Origin of the sequence: Mobilibacterium timonense (assembly GCF_900155555.1) — a bacterium.
GTDB classification, from domain to species: Bacteria; Bacillota; Clostridia; order Peptostreptococcales; family Anaerovoracaceae; genus Allobaileyella; species Allobaileyella timonense.
On the sequence record NZ_FUHN01000007.1, the window covers coordinates 656,073 to 672,081 of the forward strand.

The window sequence follows — 16,009 nt, forward strand, 5'->3', positions numbered from 1 at the left end:
AATAAAGACCGGGTCCTGTTGTTCAGTCCCGATCCCGTATGAAGATATAAAACTCACACAGATGACCAGCGCCGGCGGATGAGGAGCAAAGATAGGGCCGGGAGTCCTAAGCGATATTCTGAGGGGCCTTCCTAAGATAAAGGACCCCAACGTCATGGTCGGCTTTGACAGCAGCGACGACGCCTGTGTTTACAAGGTGTCTGACGATGTAGCGCTGATCAACAGCATCGACTTCTTCCCTCCTATCGTAGACGATCCGTACGATTTCGGAAGGATCGCCGCCGCCAACTCTCTGAGCGACATCTACGCCATGGGAGGCACGCCGAAGCTTGCGATGAACCTGCTGACTTTTCCTGATTCCCTCCCGCTGAAGGCCGTCGAGGCCATCCTCCAGGGCGGTAACGACATGGTGAACGAGTGCGGCGCCATGGTGACCGGAGGTCACAGCATACAGGACAAGGAGCCTAAATACGGTCTGAGCGTCACCGGATTCGCAAGGCCGGAAGACATCTGGAGCAACAGCGCCGAGGAAGACGACTATCTAGTGATCTCCAAGAAGATCGGCACCGGGCTCCTCACCGGGGGAGCCAAAGTTGACCTTCTCACACCTGAAGAATACAGAGAGGCTGTGGAGACCATGGCGTCTCTGAACAAATACGCATTCGAGGCGGCCGAAGGAGTAAAGGTCGACGGGTGCACAGACATCACAGGCTTCGGTCTTCTGGGCCACGGAGCCGAGATGGCGAAGGCCGGAAACGTGACTCTCGAGATCTATGCAGAGAGAGTCCCGATCTTCCCGAAGGCACTGGAACTGGCGTCCCAGGGGCTGCTCCCTGCCGGAGGACACAGCAACATGGATTACCTCAGGAACGACGTGATAGACTACAGCGTGAACCTGTCCCAGGACATCATGGACTGCCTGTACGACCCGCAGACATCGGGCGGCCTTCTCTTTGCGGTAAAAGAAGACCAGCTTGAGAGGCTCCAGTACCAGCTCGGCGAGAAGGGCTGCGAGAATGCGGTGATCGGTCACTTCAAGGCAAAGAAGTCAAGATACATCGAGATCGTGAACAGATAGATCCCGGTTTACGCACGGTCGAGCGGCGGCCTGGCGGCAGCATCGGGGCATAAAAAAAAGAGGGCGTCGACATGACGTCCTCTTTTTCAGTATCGTTTATGATCTTCTGTCGCCGCGTGGGTCTCCGTTCCCGGCTATTTGTCAGAACCCTCTTCCAGATCCCTGAAGGCTTCGTCCTTGTTTTCACTGACGAAGTTGCTGAATGCCTCTGCAACGGGAGAGTGGGTTATCCCCTTCAGGCTGACCATGTAGAAATCCCTCTTTTCCTTGAATTCCTTGATAGGAAGAGTCTTTATCAGATTGCTGTGCATCCTGTCCAGGGTGTACTGCGAAAGGACCGATACGCCCAGCCCCTGCTCCACAGACCTGATGATCGCATCAAGATCGTTGAACCGCGCCACTACTTCGAAGGATCCCTTGTCGTACCCGAGCTTTGCAGCCGTGTCCTCGAAGGATGTGCGCGTGGCAGATCCGCTCTCTCTCCAGATGAACGGATATTTCACGGCATCGGCGATGGATATCTCGTTTCCCTGTATATCAAAGGATGCGGGGACCGCGAGGACCACCTTGTCCGAAAAGATCTTTGTATATTGCAGATTGGAGTTGTTTATCTTGTCTCCGACAAAGGCAAGTTCTCCTCGTCTGTCTATGAGGTTCTCTATGGCAGTGCGGCTGTCCGACATATCCACATAGAACCTGGTCTTGAGATGAAGGTCGTGGAACCTGCTGAGCATCTCCGGCAGAAACGTGAGTCCGGGGATCGTCGATGTCTGCAGCTCCAGGATGCCCTCCACCCTGTCCTCACTGTCGTTAAGGGCGTCGATCGCCAGCTCTCTCGTGTTGACCATCTCCACGGCAAAGCGGTAGAACTTCCTGCCCTGGGGAGTCATCTCCACGGTCCTCCCCCGCCTGTCCAGGAGCCTGGTTCCAAGTTCCTTCTCCAGAGTACTTATGTGCGTACTTATCGTAGGCTGCGTAAAGAACGTGGCATCCGCAGCCCTGCTGAAGCTCTTGTATCTGACGACGTTAACGAATGCCTCAATTTGCTTGAAATCCATATATCCCTCCATAGACGCAATAGCATTGTAAACAAGGAAAAAAACAAAGTCAAATGACCTCAGACGCATTGCAATGTCTTTCCTTCAGCGTCTATAGATTTTTTCAATAGTTCCGGCAGCCCCTCTGAGCACGTGCATCCCCTATTTTGTCCGCCCTATTCTATCCCGAGAAGAGTCACTTTTTTTACTCCATCCGAGTTCTGGATGGCCTGGATCATGTCGTCCAGCTGTCCCATGCCGTTTATCAGGTCGATGGTTATCACCGCGTTGGCAAGCTCATGTATCGGCGGGTTCTGGTTGATGGTCCAGATGCTGTACGAATAGGAGGTTATCACCTGGATAATGTGCAGGAGCACCCCCGGTTCGTGATCCATCATGAGAGAGATGATAGCCCTCTTCATCTGGGTCCCCGCATCCAGCTCCATCACATAATCCCTGTATTTGTAGTAGGTGCTCCGGGAGATGCCCACCTCCCTGGCAGCCTGACTGACATCCTTGCATCGGCCGCTCTCTATGAGCTTTCTTGCCTCCACTACCTTTTCGAAGTAACCGGGCAAAATCTTTTTGTCCACAACAAGATATTTACCGCTCATCTTATTATCTCCTGCAATTTTCGGCCGTCCTGATCACGTAGTCCTGCATGTCTCCGGCGTCGATGACGTCCTTGTGCAGGATCTCCTTTGAAAACAGCGACAGCAGCGCATCAGGAGCAGCGACTCCGCTGTACTCCTGCAGGGCGTTCATATTTTCTTCGTCTGTATCCCTCTCTGGCTGTCCGAGAGCCTCCAGCATGGATCTTGAGAACTTGTACGGGGAGGCTGTGGAGAGCACTACCCTCGCCTCATCCTGCTTGAGTTCTCCCGTCTGGAGGAGTTTTTCCATAGCCCCCCAGGCGACCGCGGTGTGAGGATCCATGAGATAGTGATCTCCCTGGAAGTTCTCACGGATCACCTCTGCGCTCCTGGTGCTGTCCACCGACGCGGTGCCGAATATCCCCTGGATATTGAGGAGCTCTTCATCAGTTATCTGGTACTCGCCCTTCGTCTTCAGATCTTCCATGTACTGCGCGGTCTTCTGGCTGCCGCAGATGAAATACAGAAGCCTTTCCAGGTTGCTGGACACCAGTATGTCCATGGAAGGGGACGTGGTCTTGTGGAATTCTCTCTTTTTGTTGTAGCGTCCCGTGGTGAGGAACTCCGTAAGAACATCGTTCTCGTTAGATGCGCACACAAGACGTCCCACAGGCAGTCCCATGGTGCGGGCGAACCATCCGGCGAAAATGTCACCGAAATTTCCGGTCGGGACGATGAACGTCACCTCGTCACCTATGCGGATCCTCCTGCTGTCCACAAGGTCCTTGTAAGCGTGGAAATAATAGACGATCTGAGGGACAAGTCTTCCAATATTTATGGAGTTGGCGCTGGACAGGGACACCCCTGGCGCAGGCTGGTCGACCGAGCGGAAAATGTTCTTGACGCCTGTCTGGGCCGCGTCGAAGTTCCCTCTGATGGCGCAGGCCTTTACGTTCGGCGCGGACTGCGTCACCATCTGGAGCCTCTGGGACTGGGATATCCCGTCCTCAGGGTAGAACACCAGAGCGTCGGTGCCATCTACGTTGGAAAAGCCTGTGAGTGCCGAGCTCCCGGTATCCCCGCTGGTGGCTACGAGGATCAGGATGTGATCCTTGAAATCCTCGTGTTTCGCCGATGCGGTCATGAGGTTCGGCAAAGCCGACAGGGCCACGTCCTTAAAAGCGCAGGTCGGGCCATGGAAAAGCTCCAGCACATAGGCATCTCCCACCTTCACCAGCGGCGCCACCTCGGGAACATCGAACTTGTTTTCATAGCTCTTTTCCAGCACATCGCTGAGGGTCTTCTCTCCGAGGTCAGGGAAGAAAAGACTGAACACCACTTTTGCCTGCTCCCGGTAGCTCATGTTCATCATGGCCTTCAGGTTCACCTTGAGGGAGTCCAGATCGTCGGGAACGAAGAGTCCACCGTCTGGGGCGAGGCCCTTAAGCACGGCCTGAGCCGGGGTGGCTTTTACATTTTCATTTCTCGTGCTCACATAATAATTCATGATTTTCACCTATTTTTCTTGAAAACTTTGTGGAGTCATGATACATTATTTCTGTTTTAAAGACAAGTGTCTTTTGTCATGGACAAAAGTCCATACAATCCATATTTATCAGGAGAGAGCATTTATGAACATAGCAATACTGGGTCTCGGGACCGTGGGCACGGGAGCCTGTGAGGCTGCAGCCAGGTCCGAGGCCATAAAAGTACGATGGATCTTCGTCCGCCCCGGGAAAAAGGTAGCACTTGAATACCAGGACCTCATCACCTCCGACATCGACGACATCATCAACGACCCTGAGGTGGATGTTGTCTGCGAATGCATGGGCGGAGAGACCCCGGCATATGAATACGTGATGGCGGCAATGAAGCACGGAAAGCACGTGGTCACTCCCAATAAGGGGCTGGTGAGCGCCCACTACAGGGAACTGGTGGACTGCGCCAGAGAGAACGGCGTGGCTCTGAGGTTCACATCGTCCGCCGGCGGCGGGATCCCGTGGCTCTTCAACCTGCTGCGGACAAAGAGATGTGACACCATCACCCGGGTGTGGGGCATCCTGAACGGGACCTGCAACTACATCCTGGACACCATGCACAGAGAGGGAAGCGATTTCGACCAGATCCTGAAGAGCGCTCAGGATCTCGGCTACGCGGAAAAGGATCCGACCGCAGACATCGAGGGTATCGACACTCTCAGAAAGTGTGTTATCTCAGGTGATCTGGCCTTCGACGGAGACATCGATCCCGATTCCGTTCCCGCCTTTGGTATCAGCACTATAACCGCAAAGGACATATCCTGGTTCAAGGCCAAGGGTTATGTTTGCCGCCTGATCATGAGTGCATCCCGCAGCGAAGACGGCGTTTCAGCCTACGTGGAGCCAACTCTCTTCAGGGCCGACAGCCTGGAGGCGGGCACGGGCGCGAATAACAACCTGGTCTCTCTGGAAGCCGAAGAACTGGGGATCCAGAGCTTCTACGGCCAGGGCGCCGGAAAGGCCCCGACGGGAAGCTCGGTCATCCAGGACGTGATCGACATCGCCACCGGCACCGAAATGCTCCCGGGTGGATATTACCACCTGCCGGCCGGTAGCACTCCCGTGGACAACAGCACCTGCACCCACAGGTATTACATCCACATCAGCAACGACTGCCAGGGATTCCCTTTCCAGATCGTAGCTGAGCAGGAGGAGGACAAGGACGGGTTCTACCTCATCACGAAGCCTGTGCCGGTATCTCAGGCGCACAGCATAGCACAGGAATTCAGAAGCAACGGCAGTTTTTTCATGGCCGGGATACAGGAGTAGTACATGCTGAAGGTAGCAAAATTCGGGGGCTCGTCCCTCAGCAGCAGCGAGCAGTTTGAAAAAGTAAAGGGGATCATCGAAAGTGATCCCGCCCGCCGTGTCGTGGTAGTGTCCGCGCCGGGAAGGCAGAACAGCGAGGACAACAAGGTCACAGATCTCCTGTACCTCTGTAACGCCCACTTGAAATACGACGTCTCCTATGACTCCATTTTCGAGATGATCGAAGAGAGGTTCATGGACATAAGGCGGGGCTGCGGTCTCCAGACCGACCTCGACGCGGAATTCGATCTCATACGCAGCAAGCTCCACAAGGGGATGTCGGTGGACTACCTCGTGTCCAGAGGCGAGTATCTGAACGGGAAGCTCATGGCCGAATACCTTGGCTTCCACTTCGTGGACGCAGCAGACGTAATGTTGTTCAAATACGATGGACACGTGGACTACGACCGCACAAATGCGGCCATCGGCGAAGCCCTGGAAAGATACGGTTCCATCGTCATCCCGGGCTTTTACGGCTCTCTGCCGAACGGCGAGATAAGGACTTTTTCCAGAGGAGGCTCGGACGTCACCGGGGCGATCGTCTCCGCAGCGCTTAACGCAGATGTTTACGAGAACTGGACAGACGTGAGCGGCATCCTCATGGTGGATCCGCACATTGTTGAAGACCCGAAGAGCATCAGCAAAGTCACGTACGACGAGCTGAGAGAACTTTCATACATGGGCGCTGCAGTCCTTCACGAGGACACGGTCTTCCCTGTCAGGAGGAAGAACATACCGGTGAACATCCGGAACACCAACGCCCCGGAAGACCCGGGGACCATCATCCGGGAAGCCTTCGACAAGGGAGATGAAGACAACAGCACGCGGTTTATCACGGGCATAACGGGGAAAAAGGATTTTTCCACCTTCGATGTCTACTGCAACCACAACGAGTCCGTGATGAAAATAGTACAGGAGGCCCTCTCCCTCTGCGGCCGGTACGGCTTCCAGCCTGAACAGCTCATGAGCGGCATAGACAGTTTCTCTCTGGTCTTCCCTTCAGCCGAGCTGTCCAGGTCCAGATACGAGTTCGCCGGGGAGCTCAAGAATATCCCGGGAGTCGACGACATCAACATCCAGGACGGCATCAGCCTGATCGCGATAGTTGGAAGGCAGATGGCCTACCGCTCAGGTATCTCTGGAAAGATCTTCCAGGCTCTGGGAGAAGAAAACATCAGCGTCAGCATGATCAAGCAGAGCGCCGATGAGATCAACATAATGGTGGGAGTCTACACCGATGACTTCAAGAAAGCCATCCGGACTCTATACGACAGCTTTGCATGATCCACAAGTCTTATTCAGGAGGAAGCAATGAAGAAGTATAACGTAGGTATTTTAGGAGCGACTGGGGCCGTCGGGCAGGAGATGCTGAAGGTCCTGGGTGAAAGGGATTTTCCCGTTGGAGAGCTGAGACTGCTCGCCAGCAGCAGGAGCGCAGGAAAAGTGGTCGACACCGAAAAATTCGGTTCCGTCACAATACAGGAGGCCACCCACGACTCCTTCGGCGGCCTTGATATCGTGCTGGGCGCTGCAGAAAACGATATCTCCAGGACGTTCGTAAAGGACATCAAGGCATCCGGAGCGGTCTACATCGACAATTCCAGTGCGTTCCGCCTGGATCCGGACGTTCCTCTGGTGGTCCCGGAGATAAACCCGGAGGACGCCTTCAAGCACAACGGTATCATAGCTAATCCGAACTGCTCCACAATCATCACGCTGGTGGGCATCAACGCCATAAACAAGCTCTCCCCTATCGAGACGCTGTATGCTTCCACTTACCAGGCGGTGAGCGGCGCGGGTGCGGCAGGCCCGGTGGAGATGTATGCCCAGTCCGAGGCCGTGATGAAAGGCGAGCCTGTGGAGAAGAAGGTGTTTCCTTATCAGATCGCTTTTAATCTCCTGCCTCAGATCGGCGGTTTCCAGGAAAATGGCTACACCTCCGAGGAGATGAAGCTCCAGAATGAAGGCCGCAAGATACTGCACCTCCCTGAGATGAAGGTATCCTGCACATGCGTAAGGGTTCCGGTGGAAAGATCCCACTCCATCTCCGCGATCGTTATCACTAAGGACAGGCTGGATCTGAAGGACGTGAGCGAGGCCATCGCCCAGGCTCCTGGATGCAGGCTGGTGGACGACAGGGAAAAGAACCTGTACCCGATGCCTCTCGATACCAGTGACCAGGATAAAGTGTTCGTAGGCAGGATCAGAAGAGACCTGGCCAATGAAAACGGCATCAACCTGTGGTGCTGCGGCGACCAGGTCCGCAAGGGGGCTGCCACGAACGCGGTGCAGATCGCACAGCTGCTGATCGCGCAGGAGTAAGGAATACGGAATATAACAATAGAGACTGCCGGCTTTTATTCAAGGCTCGGCAGTCTCTATTTCTATATCATTATTTCTATATCATTTCCCGGCGTTCTCAGCCATGTGCTGCTTCAGCGCCTTTGCCAGCTGATCCGGACACGATGTCTCCTTGAAGCCGCAGGTGGTGCCCTCCAGCTTTTCTATGACATCTTCGACCTTCATGCCCTTTATCAGCTTGGATATCCCCGACAGGTTACCGTTGCAGCCACCTGTGAAAACAACGTCGCTGATCACATCCCCGTCGGTCTCTATCTCGATCATCATGGAGCAGACACCCTCTGGATAAAACACGGTCTTCTTTTTCATCTGTTTTCCTCCTACAGCCCCAGCTCATCGGCGATGCCCAGCATGGCATCCAGTGCTATCTGACAGAACTCGTCGTAGCTGATGCCCGTCTCCTCGATGGCCATCATGTACTCCCGGTTGGCACCTGCAGCGAAGCGGCTCTCCTTGAACCTCTTCTTGATGGATTTTACCTTCACGCTGGACAGCTTCTTGTCAGGGTAGATCAGTGCGACCGCCTTAACGAACCCGCTCATAGGGTCGGCGGCCAGGATCGCGTATTGCAAAGTGGTGTGTGCCACCACCCCGCTCGCCGGATTGTGGGCGCAGATGGCGTCGCAGAGCACCTGATCGTCGAAGCCTTCTTTTTTAAGGATCTCAGCCGACACCGGCCCGTGTGTGGAAAGGTCGTTCCGCCAGTCGCAGGTCTCCTCGTCCAGGTCGTGGAGCAGTCCGACGATGCCCCAGTACTCCACATCATCCGGCGCAAGCCTTTCGGCCAGCGCTCTCATTATCGCCTCTACCGCGTAACAGTGAGTGATGTAGTGCTCACCTTTTACGTACTTGTGCAGCAGGTCGTTGGCCTGCTCTCTTGTTATCCGTTCTGCCATTTTCAACTCCTTGATAGTCTGATCACTCTTTTGCTTTCTTAATATCCTCACCGGACCGCCCATGCTATGCCTGTATGGCCAGATCCACCACCTGGATCAGGTCCCGTCCGATGTTCCTGGACGCCTCGATCACGTCGTCTTCCAGGAGTGGGCTCTTGCTCATCCCTGCTGCGGGGTTGGCCAGACAGGTAATTCCGACAAGCTCGAGTCCCATGTGTACGGCGGCTATGGCCTCCGGCACGCTGGACATGCCGACCGCATCGGCGCCCATGGTCCTCAGCATCCGGATCTCCGCAGGCGTCTCGAAGCTAGGGCCGGCCATCATGGCGTAAACGCCCTGATAAAGCTCGATCCCGAGAGACTCCGCCTTGCGGGAGATCTTTTCCCTGAGCTCCGGAGTATAACCGTCGGTCATGTCCGGAAACCTCACGCCCAGCTCGTCCAGGTTCCCGCCGATCAGCGGATTGTCACCGGACATATTGATGTGGTCGGTTATCAGCATCATGTGGCCTGGGCGATATGACTCGTTGATCCACCCCGCCGCGTTGGTGAGGATGTATCTCTTTGCACCCATGGTGCCAAGGACCCTCAGCGGGAAAACGATGGTCTTCATCGTGTATCCCTCGTAGTAGTGCCATCTCCCGGAAAGGCAGGCTACCCTCCTGCCGAATTTTTCTCCGAAGATAAGTTCTCCCTTGTGTCCGGGTGCCGTGGAAGGCGCGAAGCCCGGGATCTCCGTGTACGGGATCCTGATGGCGTTCGTCATGGTGCTGGCAAAATCACCGAATCCCGTGCCAAGGGTCAGGATGACGTCGGGGCTGGTGACCCCCTTTTCCTGCAGAAAATCGGCCGTGCTGTGGATCAGTTTCATCTGCTCCTCTGGCGTGCCGTAGGACTGTATATCCTCCATGCGCCGGTCGTTGGCCGCGCCGATCTTTTCCTTGGCGAATTCCGTCGAATCGGATACCATTTTCGTGGCCGCGTCAGCAGCCTGAGACAGAAATCTGCTCTTCATATCTAAACCTCCTCAAGCCTGCGAGCAGGCACCAAGATAACATTCCCCATTCAACGGGGATCGAAGTGGATCGCCCCTCAAACTCCCCTCAGATATGCAAAAGATATTATATGACTTGCCCCGACCTGAATCAATCTCCTTTTAGACCGCATTCCATACTCAAGTACCCATTCATTACCTGCCCTGCGCCCATCTTCATTTCGTCATCAGAGACGGTTCCTGCTAACGCACGATTTGTTGTCCTTGAAACCTTGAACGCCATATGTTAGAATCAACAGGCTGATTCCCTGGAAAAAGGAGTCTGCGCTTTGCCCCATGTTGCGGGACCGTGAAAAATGATGTGGAGAGGTACCCAAGAGGCTGAAGGGACTGGCTTCGAATACCAGCAGGCGGGTAATTCCCGCGCGGGGGTTCAAATCCCCCTCTCTCCGCCAATGAGAAATGAGAAAGCCGCTGAGATCAACAGAGACGTTGAGCTCAGCGGCTTTTTCAGTGTTCGGAAGATGTGCAATTATTCTCATTAATATGCAAAAATGTGCCACGTTTTGAGCCACCATGCCATACTTTTGCACACATCCACTTACTACATGCCGCCATCCTTCCGACTCGCCGCAGCTCTTTTTTGCAATATACAAAATACATGACGATCAAACGGCCAACGCCCGAACGATGTGGTACAACATTGTATAAAGGCGTGCGTGTTTATAATCAAAAGAAGAAAGGTCGCTTAGAAAAAATGGCATTCAGGACACTGGAGATAAGCCGCCCTGCCGAGGTCCACGTCCGCAGGGGCCAGCTGGTGGTGACAAATGAAGAAGGCACCTTTTCCATCCCGTTGGAAGACCTTTCCACGATAGTGTGCAGCGGGCCGAACATCAGAATGTCCACCATGGCTCAGTGCGAGATAGCGGCGGCTGACATCTCGATGATGATGATAAACGAAAAGTATCATCCTTCATGCGTGATGCTGCCTGTCGAATCCAATGTCAGACAGACGCTGGTCATGCGAAGCCAGATCGCAATGATGGACGACGACAAAGACCAGATCTGGCTGGCTCTGATAAAAAAGAAGATCGAAAACCAGAGCCGCGCTCTGACGCTCCTGGGCCTCCGCGGTGCGGAGAAAATACTGCACTACTCAGAGGAGTTGAATATCACAAATGTAGACGTTCAGGAAGCAAATGCAGCCAAAGACTATTTCTGCTATCTGCATCCGGGACTGAACAGGCGAAATGATGATCCTGTCAACAGCTGCCTGAATTACGGATACGCCGTGCTCAGGAATTCAATAATCCGAACGATTATGCTCGCTGGTCTCCTTCCGGCCATCGGTTTCCACCATGATAATTATCTGAACGCATTCAATCTTGCGGACGATCTCATAGAACCGTGGCGTCCTTTCGTGGATATTATCGCACTGAAAGATCCTGGCACCTCCACCGTGCTGAGCAGAGGGAAGCGACGTGAGCTTGCCATGGTCCTCCACAATGCGTGCCTCATCAATGATCACACGGTCTCTGTTCAGTCAGGTGTGGAGGAAATGATCAGCAGGATCAGAACACGGATAATGACAGGCAGCGACTCGGACTTGCTGCTGCCCACCCTTCTTCCAGTAAAAGTGATCGAAGGAATAAAGGAATAGGAAAGTATCTATGAGAATTCTCGTTATGCTCGATCCCACAAACAAGCGCGGAACAAAAAAAGCCTACACAGATCTCCGGAATTTCCTCGTCTCCGACGGATACCTGCGGATCGGCACCGAGCTGTACATGAGGATCACACCAAGTCGAAAAACAGCCGAAAAACACATCCGGCGATTATCCGAACACTCCCCCGGCACCGGAACAGTGCGTGTTCTCCGGCTCACAGAAAAACAGTACGAGAGCATCTGGTACCTGACCGGTGGTGAAGATATGCAAGAACGGATCGTGGGCAGGAACAGCCACGTAATTTTGTAGCGGTCAACAGTACATGGCGGGAAAAAGATCTATAGATATTGTGGTAAATTCGCGTTGGAATACAAAATAACGGGTTCCATCGTGGGGCGAAAATGGCGTATAGTATAACTCAAAAGAAGAGTATTTTGCAGATCTGAAATATATATTCGGTGAACGTGGAGCGGTTGAAAGATGGTATCTGTCCACTGTCCACAGGGCAGAGAATACTGATGATGTAAGCAAAATCAAAACAATTCTTTCATCATACGAGAAGCTTGATGCACCGGTGATCCTTCCAGCTCATCCAAGAACAAGAAGAATGATCCAACAGGTAAATGATGAACTTCAACTGAAGAATACGATCTGTGTCGAGCCTATAGGGTATCTGGAAATGCTGTATTTTACCAAAAATGCGGTTAAGGTGGTGACAGATTCAGGAGGACTTCAGAAAGAGGCGTATATTCTGGACACGCCATGTGTCACTCTAAGAGAGCAGACAGAATGGGTGGAAACGTTGAATGGTAACCACAACATTCTGGCACACATCAACGAAGCGGATATCTTGGATAAGATTCTGAATACAAGAGTATCTGAGCAGAAGGAAAACTATTACGGCAACGGAGATGCGGCAGAAAAGCTGTGCTCGATTATTTTTTCGGAGGGAAATCATGAATGAGTTTTTTGTACATGAAAGCAGCTATGTAGATGACGATGTTATCATCGGTGAAGGCACAAAGATATGGCACTTCTGTCACGTACAGAAGGGGGCAAGAATAGGGAAGAAGTGTTCTTTGGGACAGAATGTAAATGTATCCAACAATGTTCATATCGGAGACAATGTAAAGATACAGAATAATGTGTCTGTATATGAAGGCGTGACGCTTGAAGACGGCGTGTTTTGTGGGCCGTCATGTGTGTTTACCAATGATCTGACTCCTAGAGCAAGATATCCCAAGGGATCCGAGAATTATGGAAAAACTGTGGTAAAAGAAGGCGCATCAATTGGTGCCAACGCTACGATCGTCTGTGGACATAATGTGGGCAAGTGTGCGATGGTGGCTGCAGGAGCGGTCGTGACGAAGGACGTTCCTGATTACACACTGGTAATGGGGGTTCCAGCTGTCCCTGTAGCAAAGCTGGATGAATATGGAAATATAACCGAGTGGTTCAATAAATAACAGAGCAAATAAATATAGTGTAGATCAGTTCAAAAAAGAGAGGTAAACAAATGGGCATGAAAGAGCGTTTGATGGAAAAAATCAAAAAACATGAAATTACCGTGGGTGTAGTGGGTCTCGGCTATGTTGGCCTTCCTCTTGCCGTTGAGAAAGCCAAGGCAGGGTTTAAGACCATCGGTTTTGATGTACAGCCTGAAAAAGTGAAGATGGTAAATGACGGACATAACTACATTGGAGATGTAGTCAACGAGGATCTGAAAGAATTGGTCGACAGCGGACAGATGAGGGCAACGTCTGATTTTTCATTTGTAAAGGATGTCGATTTCATTGCGATTTGTGTTCCAACTCCGCTGGATAAGCATCAGGAACCTGATGTGAGCTATGTGCGTTCCTCCACTGAATCTATTGCTGAGCACCTTTCCAAAGATACTATGGTAGTACTGGAATCGACCACATACCCTGGAACCACAGAAGAGATGATTCGTCCAATATTGGAGAAAGGCTCTGGCCTAACATGTGGAGAGGATTTTTATCTGGGATTTTCTCCTGAGCGTGTCGATCCGGGAAATTTGATTTATAAGACAAAGAATACCCCTAAGGTAGTCGGGGCTATAGGAAAAGATGCCACTGAAGTTATCGCTGCGATGTATAGAGAAGTGCTTGAAGGTGAAGTTTATGAAGTGTCTTCGCCTGCCATCGCAGAGATGGAGAAGATACTGGAAAATACGTATAGGAATATAAATATCGGATTGGTCAACGAGCTTGCTATGCTGTGCAACAAAATGAACATCTCACTTTGGGAGGTCATTGAAGCAGCAAAGACGAAGCCTTATGGTTTTCAGGCATTTTATCCGGGTCCTGGCCTTGGCGGACATTGCATCCCTCTTGATCCGTATTACCTTACCTGGAAGGCACGTGAATACGGCTTCCATACATCCATGATCGAGAACTCAATGATCATCAACGATCAGATGCCTGAGTACACTGTGGACAGAGCAGCAGAGGTTTTGAATCGCTATAAGAAATCGCTGAATGGGTCTAAGGTACTGGTTCTGGGTGTTGCTTACAAAAATAACATTGATGATTACAGAGAGAGCCCTGCTCTGAATGTTATTGATATTCTCAAGAGAAGAGGGGCTGATGTGGACTTTTTTGATCCATGGATCCCTAAGTATAAAAGAAATGGCGAGTGGTTCACAGGAATTGACCACATTAATGGAGATATTGTGTCTTCTTACGACTTGATAGTAGTGACGACAGCCCATGACGCTTATGACTATCAGATGATACAGAAAAATGCTCAGGCTATATTTGACACAAGAAATGCATTTAAGGATGTCGAAGATAGAGATAATATCGAGCTTCTGTAATAACGCAAAATTGAACTAATGTTAGTAAACTGGGGGAACAGATGAGGTACGCACTGATCGGTTGCGGTAGAATTTCAACGAACCATATTACTGCCGCAGTAAATAATAAGCTGGAAATCGTTGCAGTATGTGATATTTGTCCTGAAAAAATGGAAGATGTCCTGGCAAAGCACGGTCTGGAAAATGATGGATCTATTGCAAGATATAGTGACTATAAGAAGATGATCGATGAAAATGACCTGGATCTGGTGAGTATAGCGACAGAAAGTGGGAAGCATGCAGAGATCGCTCTTGACGTGATCGATGCGGGCATCAATGTGATAATAGAAAAGCCTATGGCCATGAACATGAGAGATGCTGAGGAAATCATCAGGCGTTCTGACGAAAAAGGTGTAAAGGTTTCTGCTTGTCACCAGAACAGGTTTAATGTTGCTGTTCAGGAAGTCAGGAAGGCTCTTGAGACAGGTCGATTTGGAAGGCTTTCTCATGGTTCGATCAATGTTAGGTGGAATAGAAACAAGGGATACTATGATCAGGCTCCATGGAGAGGTACGTGGGCGGAAGACGGAGGATGCCTTATGAATCAGTGCATCCATGGTATAGATCTTTTGAGATGGATGATGGGAGATGAGGTTGAAGAGGTCTACGGACAGACGCGCCAGCAATTTCACGATTATCTCGAGGCTGAAGATGTTGGAATGGCCGTTATCAAGTTTAAGAATGGAGCAATAGGCACTGTGGAAGGTACGACTAACGTCTACCCTCAGAACCTTGAAGAGACACTTTATATTTTTGGCGAAAACGGTACGGTCAAGGTCGGTGGAAAATCCACAAATACGATCGATGTATGGAATTTCAGAGACGAGACGGTTGAAGACGAAAAGAACAAGGGCCTTGAGGAAGAGACCAGTAACGTTTACGGAAATGGGCACACGAGTTTGTTCGCAGACGTGATGGATGCAATTAAAAACGATCGGAAACCTTATGTTGATGCCGTGGCTGGTAGAAATGCTCTCGAGATGGTGCTTGCGATCTATAAGAGCCAGAAAGAGGGACGCCCGGTAAAGCTTCCGCTTACTGATTTTGCCAGCACCGATATGGACGGAGAGTTCAGGTAGATTACAAAGGAGAACAAATGCAGTTCAGAGATCTGAAAAAACAGTATGAAGTACTGAAAGAAGATATTGACAGAGAGATAGTTGAAGTAATAGAAAGCAGCAGGTTTATCGGAGGCCCTAAGGTTTCTGAGTTGGAAAAAAGGCTTGCAGAGTATGTTGGAGTAAAGCACTGTATTACGTGTGGAAACGGAACAGATGCGCTTCTTCTGGCGTTGATGGCCTGGGGGATAGGCCCTGGCGATGCTGTGTTCGTCCCGGACTTCACCTTTTTCTCTTCTGGAGAAGTAGCATCGACTCTGGGTGCGACTCCGGTTTTCGTAGATGTGATACCGGAAACATTTAATATGGACTCAGACAGCTTGGAAAAGGTAGTGAAAAAGACTTTGGAGGATGGTAAGCTCACACCAAAGGCGGTGGTAGCGGTGGACCTTTTCGGACTCCCGGCTGACTTTCCGGCAATCAGGGCAGTAGCTGACAGGTACGGATTAAAAGTACTGGAAGACGGTGCACAAGGCTTTGGCGGTCAGATAGGAGATGGTCGTGCATGTAGCTTTGGTGATATTGGGACAACTTCATTTTT

General features: G+C 51.5%; 17 protein-coding genes and 1 tRNA gene. 12 read left to right on the plus strand and 6 right to left on the minus strand.

What is annotated here, in order from left to right; translation table 11 throughout:
* Positions 1–91: 91 nt before the first annotated feature.
* Positions 92–1,078: a selenide, water dikinase SelD gene (gene selD, locus BQ7382_RS06065; RefSeq protein ID WP_144082092.1), complete on the plus strand. Its 987-nt coding sequence runs from the start codon at positions 92–94 to the stop codon at positions 1,076–1,078.
* A 134-nt stretch (positions 1,079–1,212) separates the two neighbouring features.
* On the opposite strand, the gene BQ7382_RS06070 is transcribed toward selD, so the two are convergent.
* From BQ7382_RS06070 to thrC, 3 genes are all read right to left on the minus strand, one after another.
* Positions 1,213–2,136 carry a selenium metabolism-associated LysR family transcriptional regulator gene (locus tag BQ7382_RS06070; protein ID WP_159437241.1) on the minus strand — a complete coding sequence of 308 codons (924 nt, stop codon included), beginning with the start codon at positions 2,134–2,136 and terminating at the stop codon, positions 1,213–1,215.
* A 155-nt stretch (positions 2,137–2,291) separates the two neighbouring features.
* Positions 2,292–2,729 (minus strand): ACT domain-containing protein, encoded by a 438-nt coding sequence (locus BQ7382_RS06075; protein ID WP_077391199.1) that lies wholly within the window; start codon positions 2,727–2,729, stop codon positions 2,292–2,294.
* 4 nt (positions 2,730–2,733) lie between these two features.
* The gene (thrC, locus tag BQ7382_RS06080; protein WP_077391200.1) at positions 2,734–4,215 is read right to left on the minus strand and encodes a threonine synthase; all 1,482 of its coding nucleotides are present in this window, start codon (positions 4,213–4,215) and stop codon (positions 2,734–2,736) included.
* Positions 4,216–4,339: 124 nt separating this feature from the next.
* Here thrC and BQ7382_RS06085 point away from each other — a divergent pair, with 124 nt between their 5' ends.
* The 3 genes from BQ7382_RS06085 to BQ7382_RS06095 are packed head-to-tail and all read left to right on the plus strand — an operon-like array spanning position 4,340 to position 7,876.
* Entirely contained in the window at positions 4,340–5,515 is a 1,176-nt protein-coding gene (locus BQ7382_RS06085) for a homoserine dehydrogenase (RefSeq protein ID WP_159437242.1), read from the plus strand.
* 3 nt (positions 5,516–5,518) lie between these two features.
* Complete coding sequence (locus tag BQ7382_RS06090; RefSeq protein ID WP_077391202.1) at positions 5,519–6,838, plus strand: aspartate kinase; 1,320 nt, start codon at positions 5,519–5,521, stop codon at positions 6,836–6,838.
* Between the two features lie 27 nt (positions 6,839–6,865).
* A complete protein-coding gene (locus BQ7382_RS06095) occupies positions 6,866–7,876 on the plus strand; it encodes an aspartate-semialdehyde dehydrogenase (RefSeq protein WP_077391203.1) in 1,011 nt (336 codons plus the stop codon).
* An 81-nt stretch (positions 7,877–7,957) separates the two neighbouring features.
* Here the strand turns inward: BQ7382_RS06095 and BQ7382_RS06100 are convergent, their stop codons facing one another.
* From BQ7382_RS06100 to BQ7382_RS06110, 3 genes are all read right to left on the minus strand, one after another.
* Positions 7,958–8,224: a TIGR03905 family TSCPD domain-containing protein gene (locus tag BQ7382_RS06100; RefSeq protein WP_077391204.1), complete on the minus strand. Its 267-nt coding sequence runs from the start codon at positions 8,222–8,224 to the stop codon at positions 7,958–7,960.
* Between the two features lie 11 nt (positions 8,225–8,235).
* The gene (locus tag BQ7382_RS06105; protein ID WP_077391205.1) at positions 8,236–8,811 is read right to left on the minus strand and encodes an HD domain-containing protein; all 576 of its coding nucleotides are present in this window, start codon (positions 8,809–8,811) and stop codon (positions 8,236–8,238) included.
* A gap of 64 nt (positions 8,812–8,875) precedes the next feature.
* Positions 8,876–9,826: a purine-nucleoside phosphorylase gene (locus BQ7382_RS06110; protein ID WP_235847962.1), complete on the minus strand. Its 951-nt coding sequence runs from the start codon at positions 9,824–9,826 to the stop codon at positions 8,876–8,878.
* Between the two features lie 342 nt (positions 9,827–10,168).
* Here BQ7382_RS06110 and BQ7382_RS06115 point away from each other — a divergent pair.
* The 8 genes from BQ7382_RS06115 to BQ7382_RS06150 all read left to right on the plus strand — a co-directional run.
* Positions 10,169–10,260, plus strand: a tRNA-Ser gene (locus BQ7382_RS06115).
* A gap of 302 nt (positions 10,261–10,562) precedes the next feature.
* Positions 10,563–11,468, plus strand: coding sequence for a type II CRISPR-associated endonuclease Cas1 (gene cas1 / locus BQ7382_RS06120; protein WP_159437243.1), 906 nt, complete (start codon positions 10,563–10,565; stop codon positions 11,466–11,468).
* A gap of 10 nt (positions 11,469–11,478) precedes the next feature.
* Entirely contained in the window at positions 11,479–11,784 is a 306-nt protein-coding gene (gene cas2, locus BQ7382_RS06125; RefSeq protein ID WP_077391207.1) for a CRISPR-associated endonuclease Cas2, read from the plus strand.
* Between the two features lie 142 nt (positions 11,785–11,926).
* Positions 11,927–12,439, plus strand: coding sequence for a UDP-N-acetylglucosamine 2-epimerase (locus tag BQ7382_RS06130; protein ID WP_268874718.1), 513 nt, complete (start codon positions 11,927–11,929; stop codon positions 12,437–12,439).
* Positions 12,432–12,941, plus strand: a complete 510-nt coding sequence (locus BQ7382_RS06135; RefSeq protein ID WP_077390125.1) for an acyltransferase — start codon at positions 12,432–12,434, stop codon at positions 12,939–12,941. Before BQ7382_RS06130 ends, BQ7382_RS06135 begins: the two co-directional genes overlap by 8 nt.
* A gap of 50 nt (positions 12,942–12,991) precedes the next feature.
* Positions 12,992–14,311: a nucleotide sugar dehydrogenase gene (locus BQ7382_RS06140; RefSeq protein ID WP_331465897.1), complete on the plus strand. Its 1,320-nt coding sequence runs from the start codon at positions 12,992–12,994 to the stop codon at positions 14,309–14,311.
* Between the two features lie 41 nt (positions 14,312–14,352).
* Positions 14,353–15,429: a Gfo/Idh/MocA family protein gene (locus BQ7382_RS06145; protein ID WP_077390128.1), complete on the plus strand. Its 1,077-nt coding sequence runs from the start codon at positions 14,353–14,355 to the stop codon at positions 15,427–15,429.
* Positions 15,430–15,446: 17 nt separating this feature from the next.
* Positions 15,447–16,009, plus strand: a 563-nt coding sequence (locus BQ7382_RS06150; protein ID WP_144082093.1) for a DegT/DnrJ/EryC1/StrS family aminotransferase, incomplete at its 3' end; no start/stop codon positions are given.

Coding starts and splice junctions, on each gene's coding strand:
- BQ7382_RS06095 (WP_077391203.1), top strand. CDS start 6,866: ATGAAGAAGTATAACGTAGGTATTTTAGGAGCGACTGGGGCCGTCGGG.
- cas2 (WP_077391207.1), top strand. CDS start 11,479: ATGAGAATTCTCGTTATGCTCGATCCCACAAACAAGCGCGGAACAAAA.
- BQ7382_RS06075 (WP_077391199.1), bottom strand. CDS start 2,729: ATGAGCGGTAAATATCTTGTTGTGGACAAAAAGATTTTGCCCGGTTAC.
- BQ7382_RS06110 (WP_235847962.1), bottom strand. CDS start 9,826: ATGAAGAGCAGATTTCTGTCTCAGGCTGCTGACGCGGCCACGAAAATG.
- cas1 (WP_159437243.1), top strand. CDS start 10,563: ATGGCATTCAGGACACTGGAGATAAGCCGCCCTGCCGAGGTCCACGTC.
- BQ7382_RS06140 (WP_331465897.1), top strand. CDS start 12,992: ATGGGCATGAAAGAGCGTTTGATGGAAAAAATCAAAAAACATGAAATT.
- BQ7382_RS06090 (WP_077391202.1), top strand. CDS start 5,519: ATGCTGAAGGTAGCAAAATTCGGGGGCTCGTCCCTCAGCAGCAGCGAG.
- BQ7382_RS06145 (WP_077390128.1), top strand. CDS start 14,353: ATGAGGTACGCACTGATCGGTTGCGGTAGAATTTCAACGAACCATATT.
- BQ7382_RS06100 (WP_077391204.1), bottom strand. CDS start 8,224: ATGAAAAAGAAGACCGTGTTTTATCCAGAGGGTGTCTGCTCCATGATG.
- BQ7382_RS06105 (WP_077391205.1), bottom strand. CDS start 8,811: ATGGCAGAACGGATAACAAGAGAGCAGGCCAACGACCTGCTGCACAAG.
- BQ7382_RS06070 (WP_159437241.1), bottom strand. CDS start 2,136: ATGGATTTCAAGCAAATTGAGGCATTCGTTAACGTCGTCAGATACAAG.
- BQ7382_RS06085 (WP_159437242.1), top strand. CDS start 4,340: ATGAACATAGCAATACTGGGTCTCGGGACCGTGGGCACGGGAGCCTGT.
- thrC (WP_077391200.1), bottom strand. CDS start 4,215: ATGAATTATTATGTGAGCACGAGAAATGAAAATGTAAAAGCCACCCCG.
- BQ7382_RS06135 (WP_077390125.1), top strand. CDS start 12,432: ATGAATGAGTTTTTTGTACATGAAAGCAGCTATGTAGATGACGATGTT.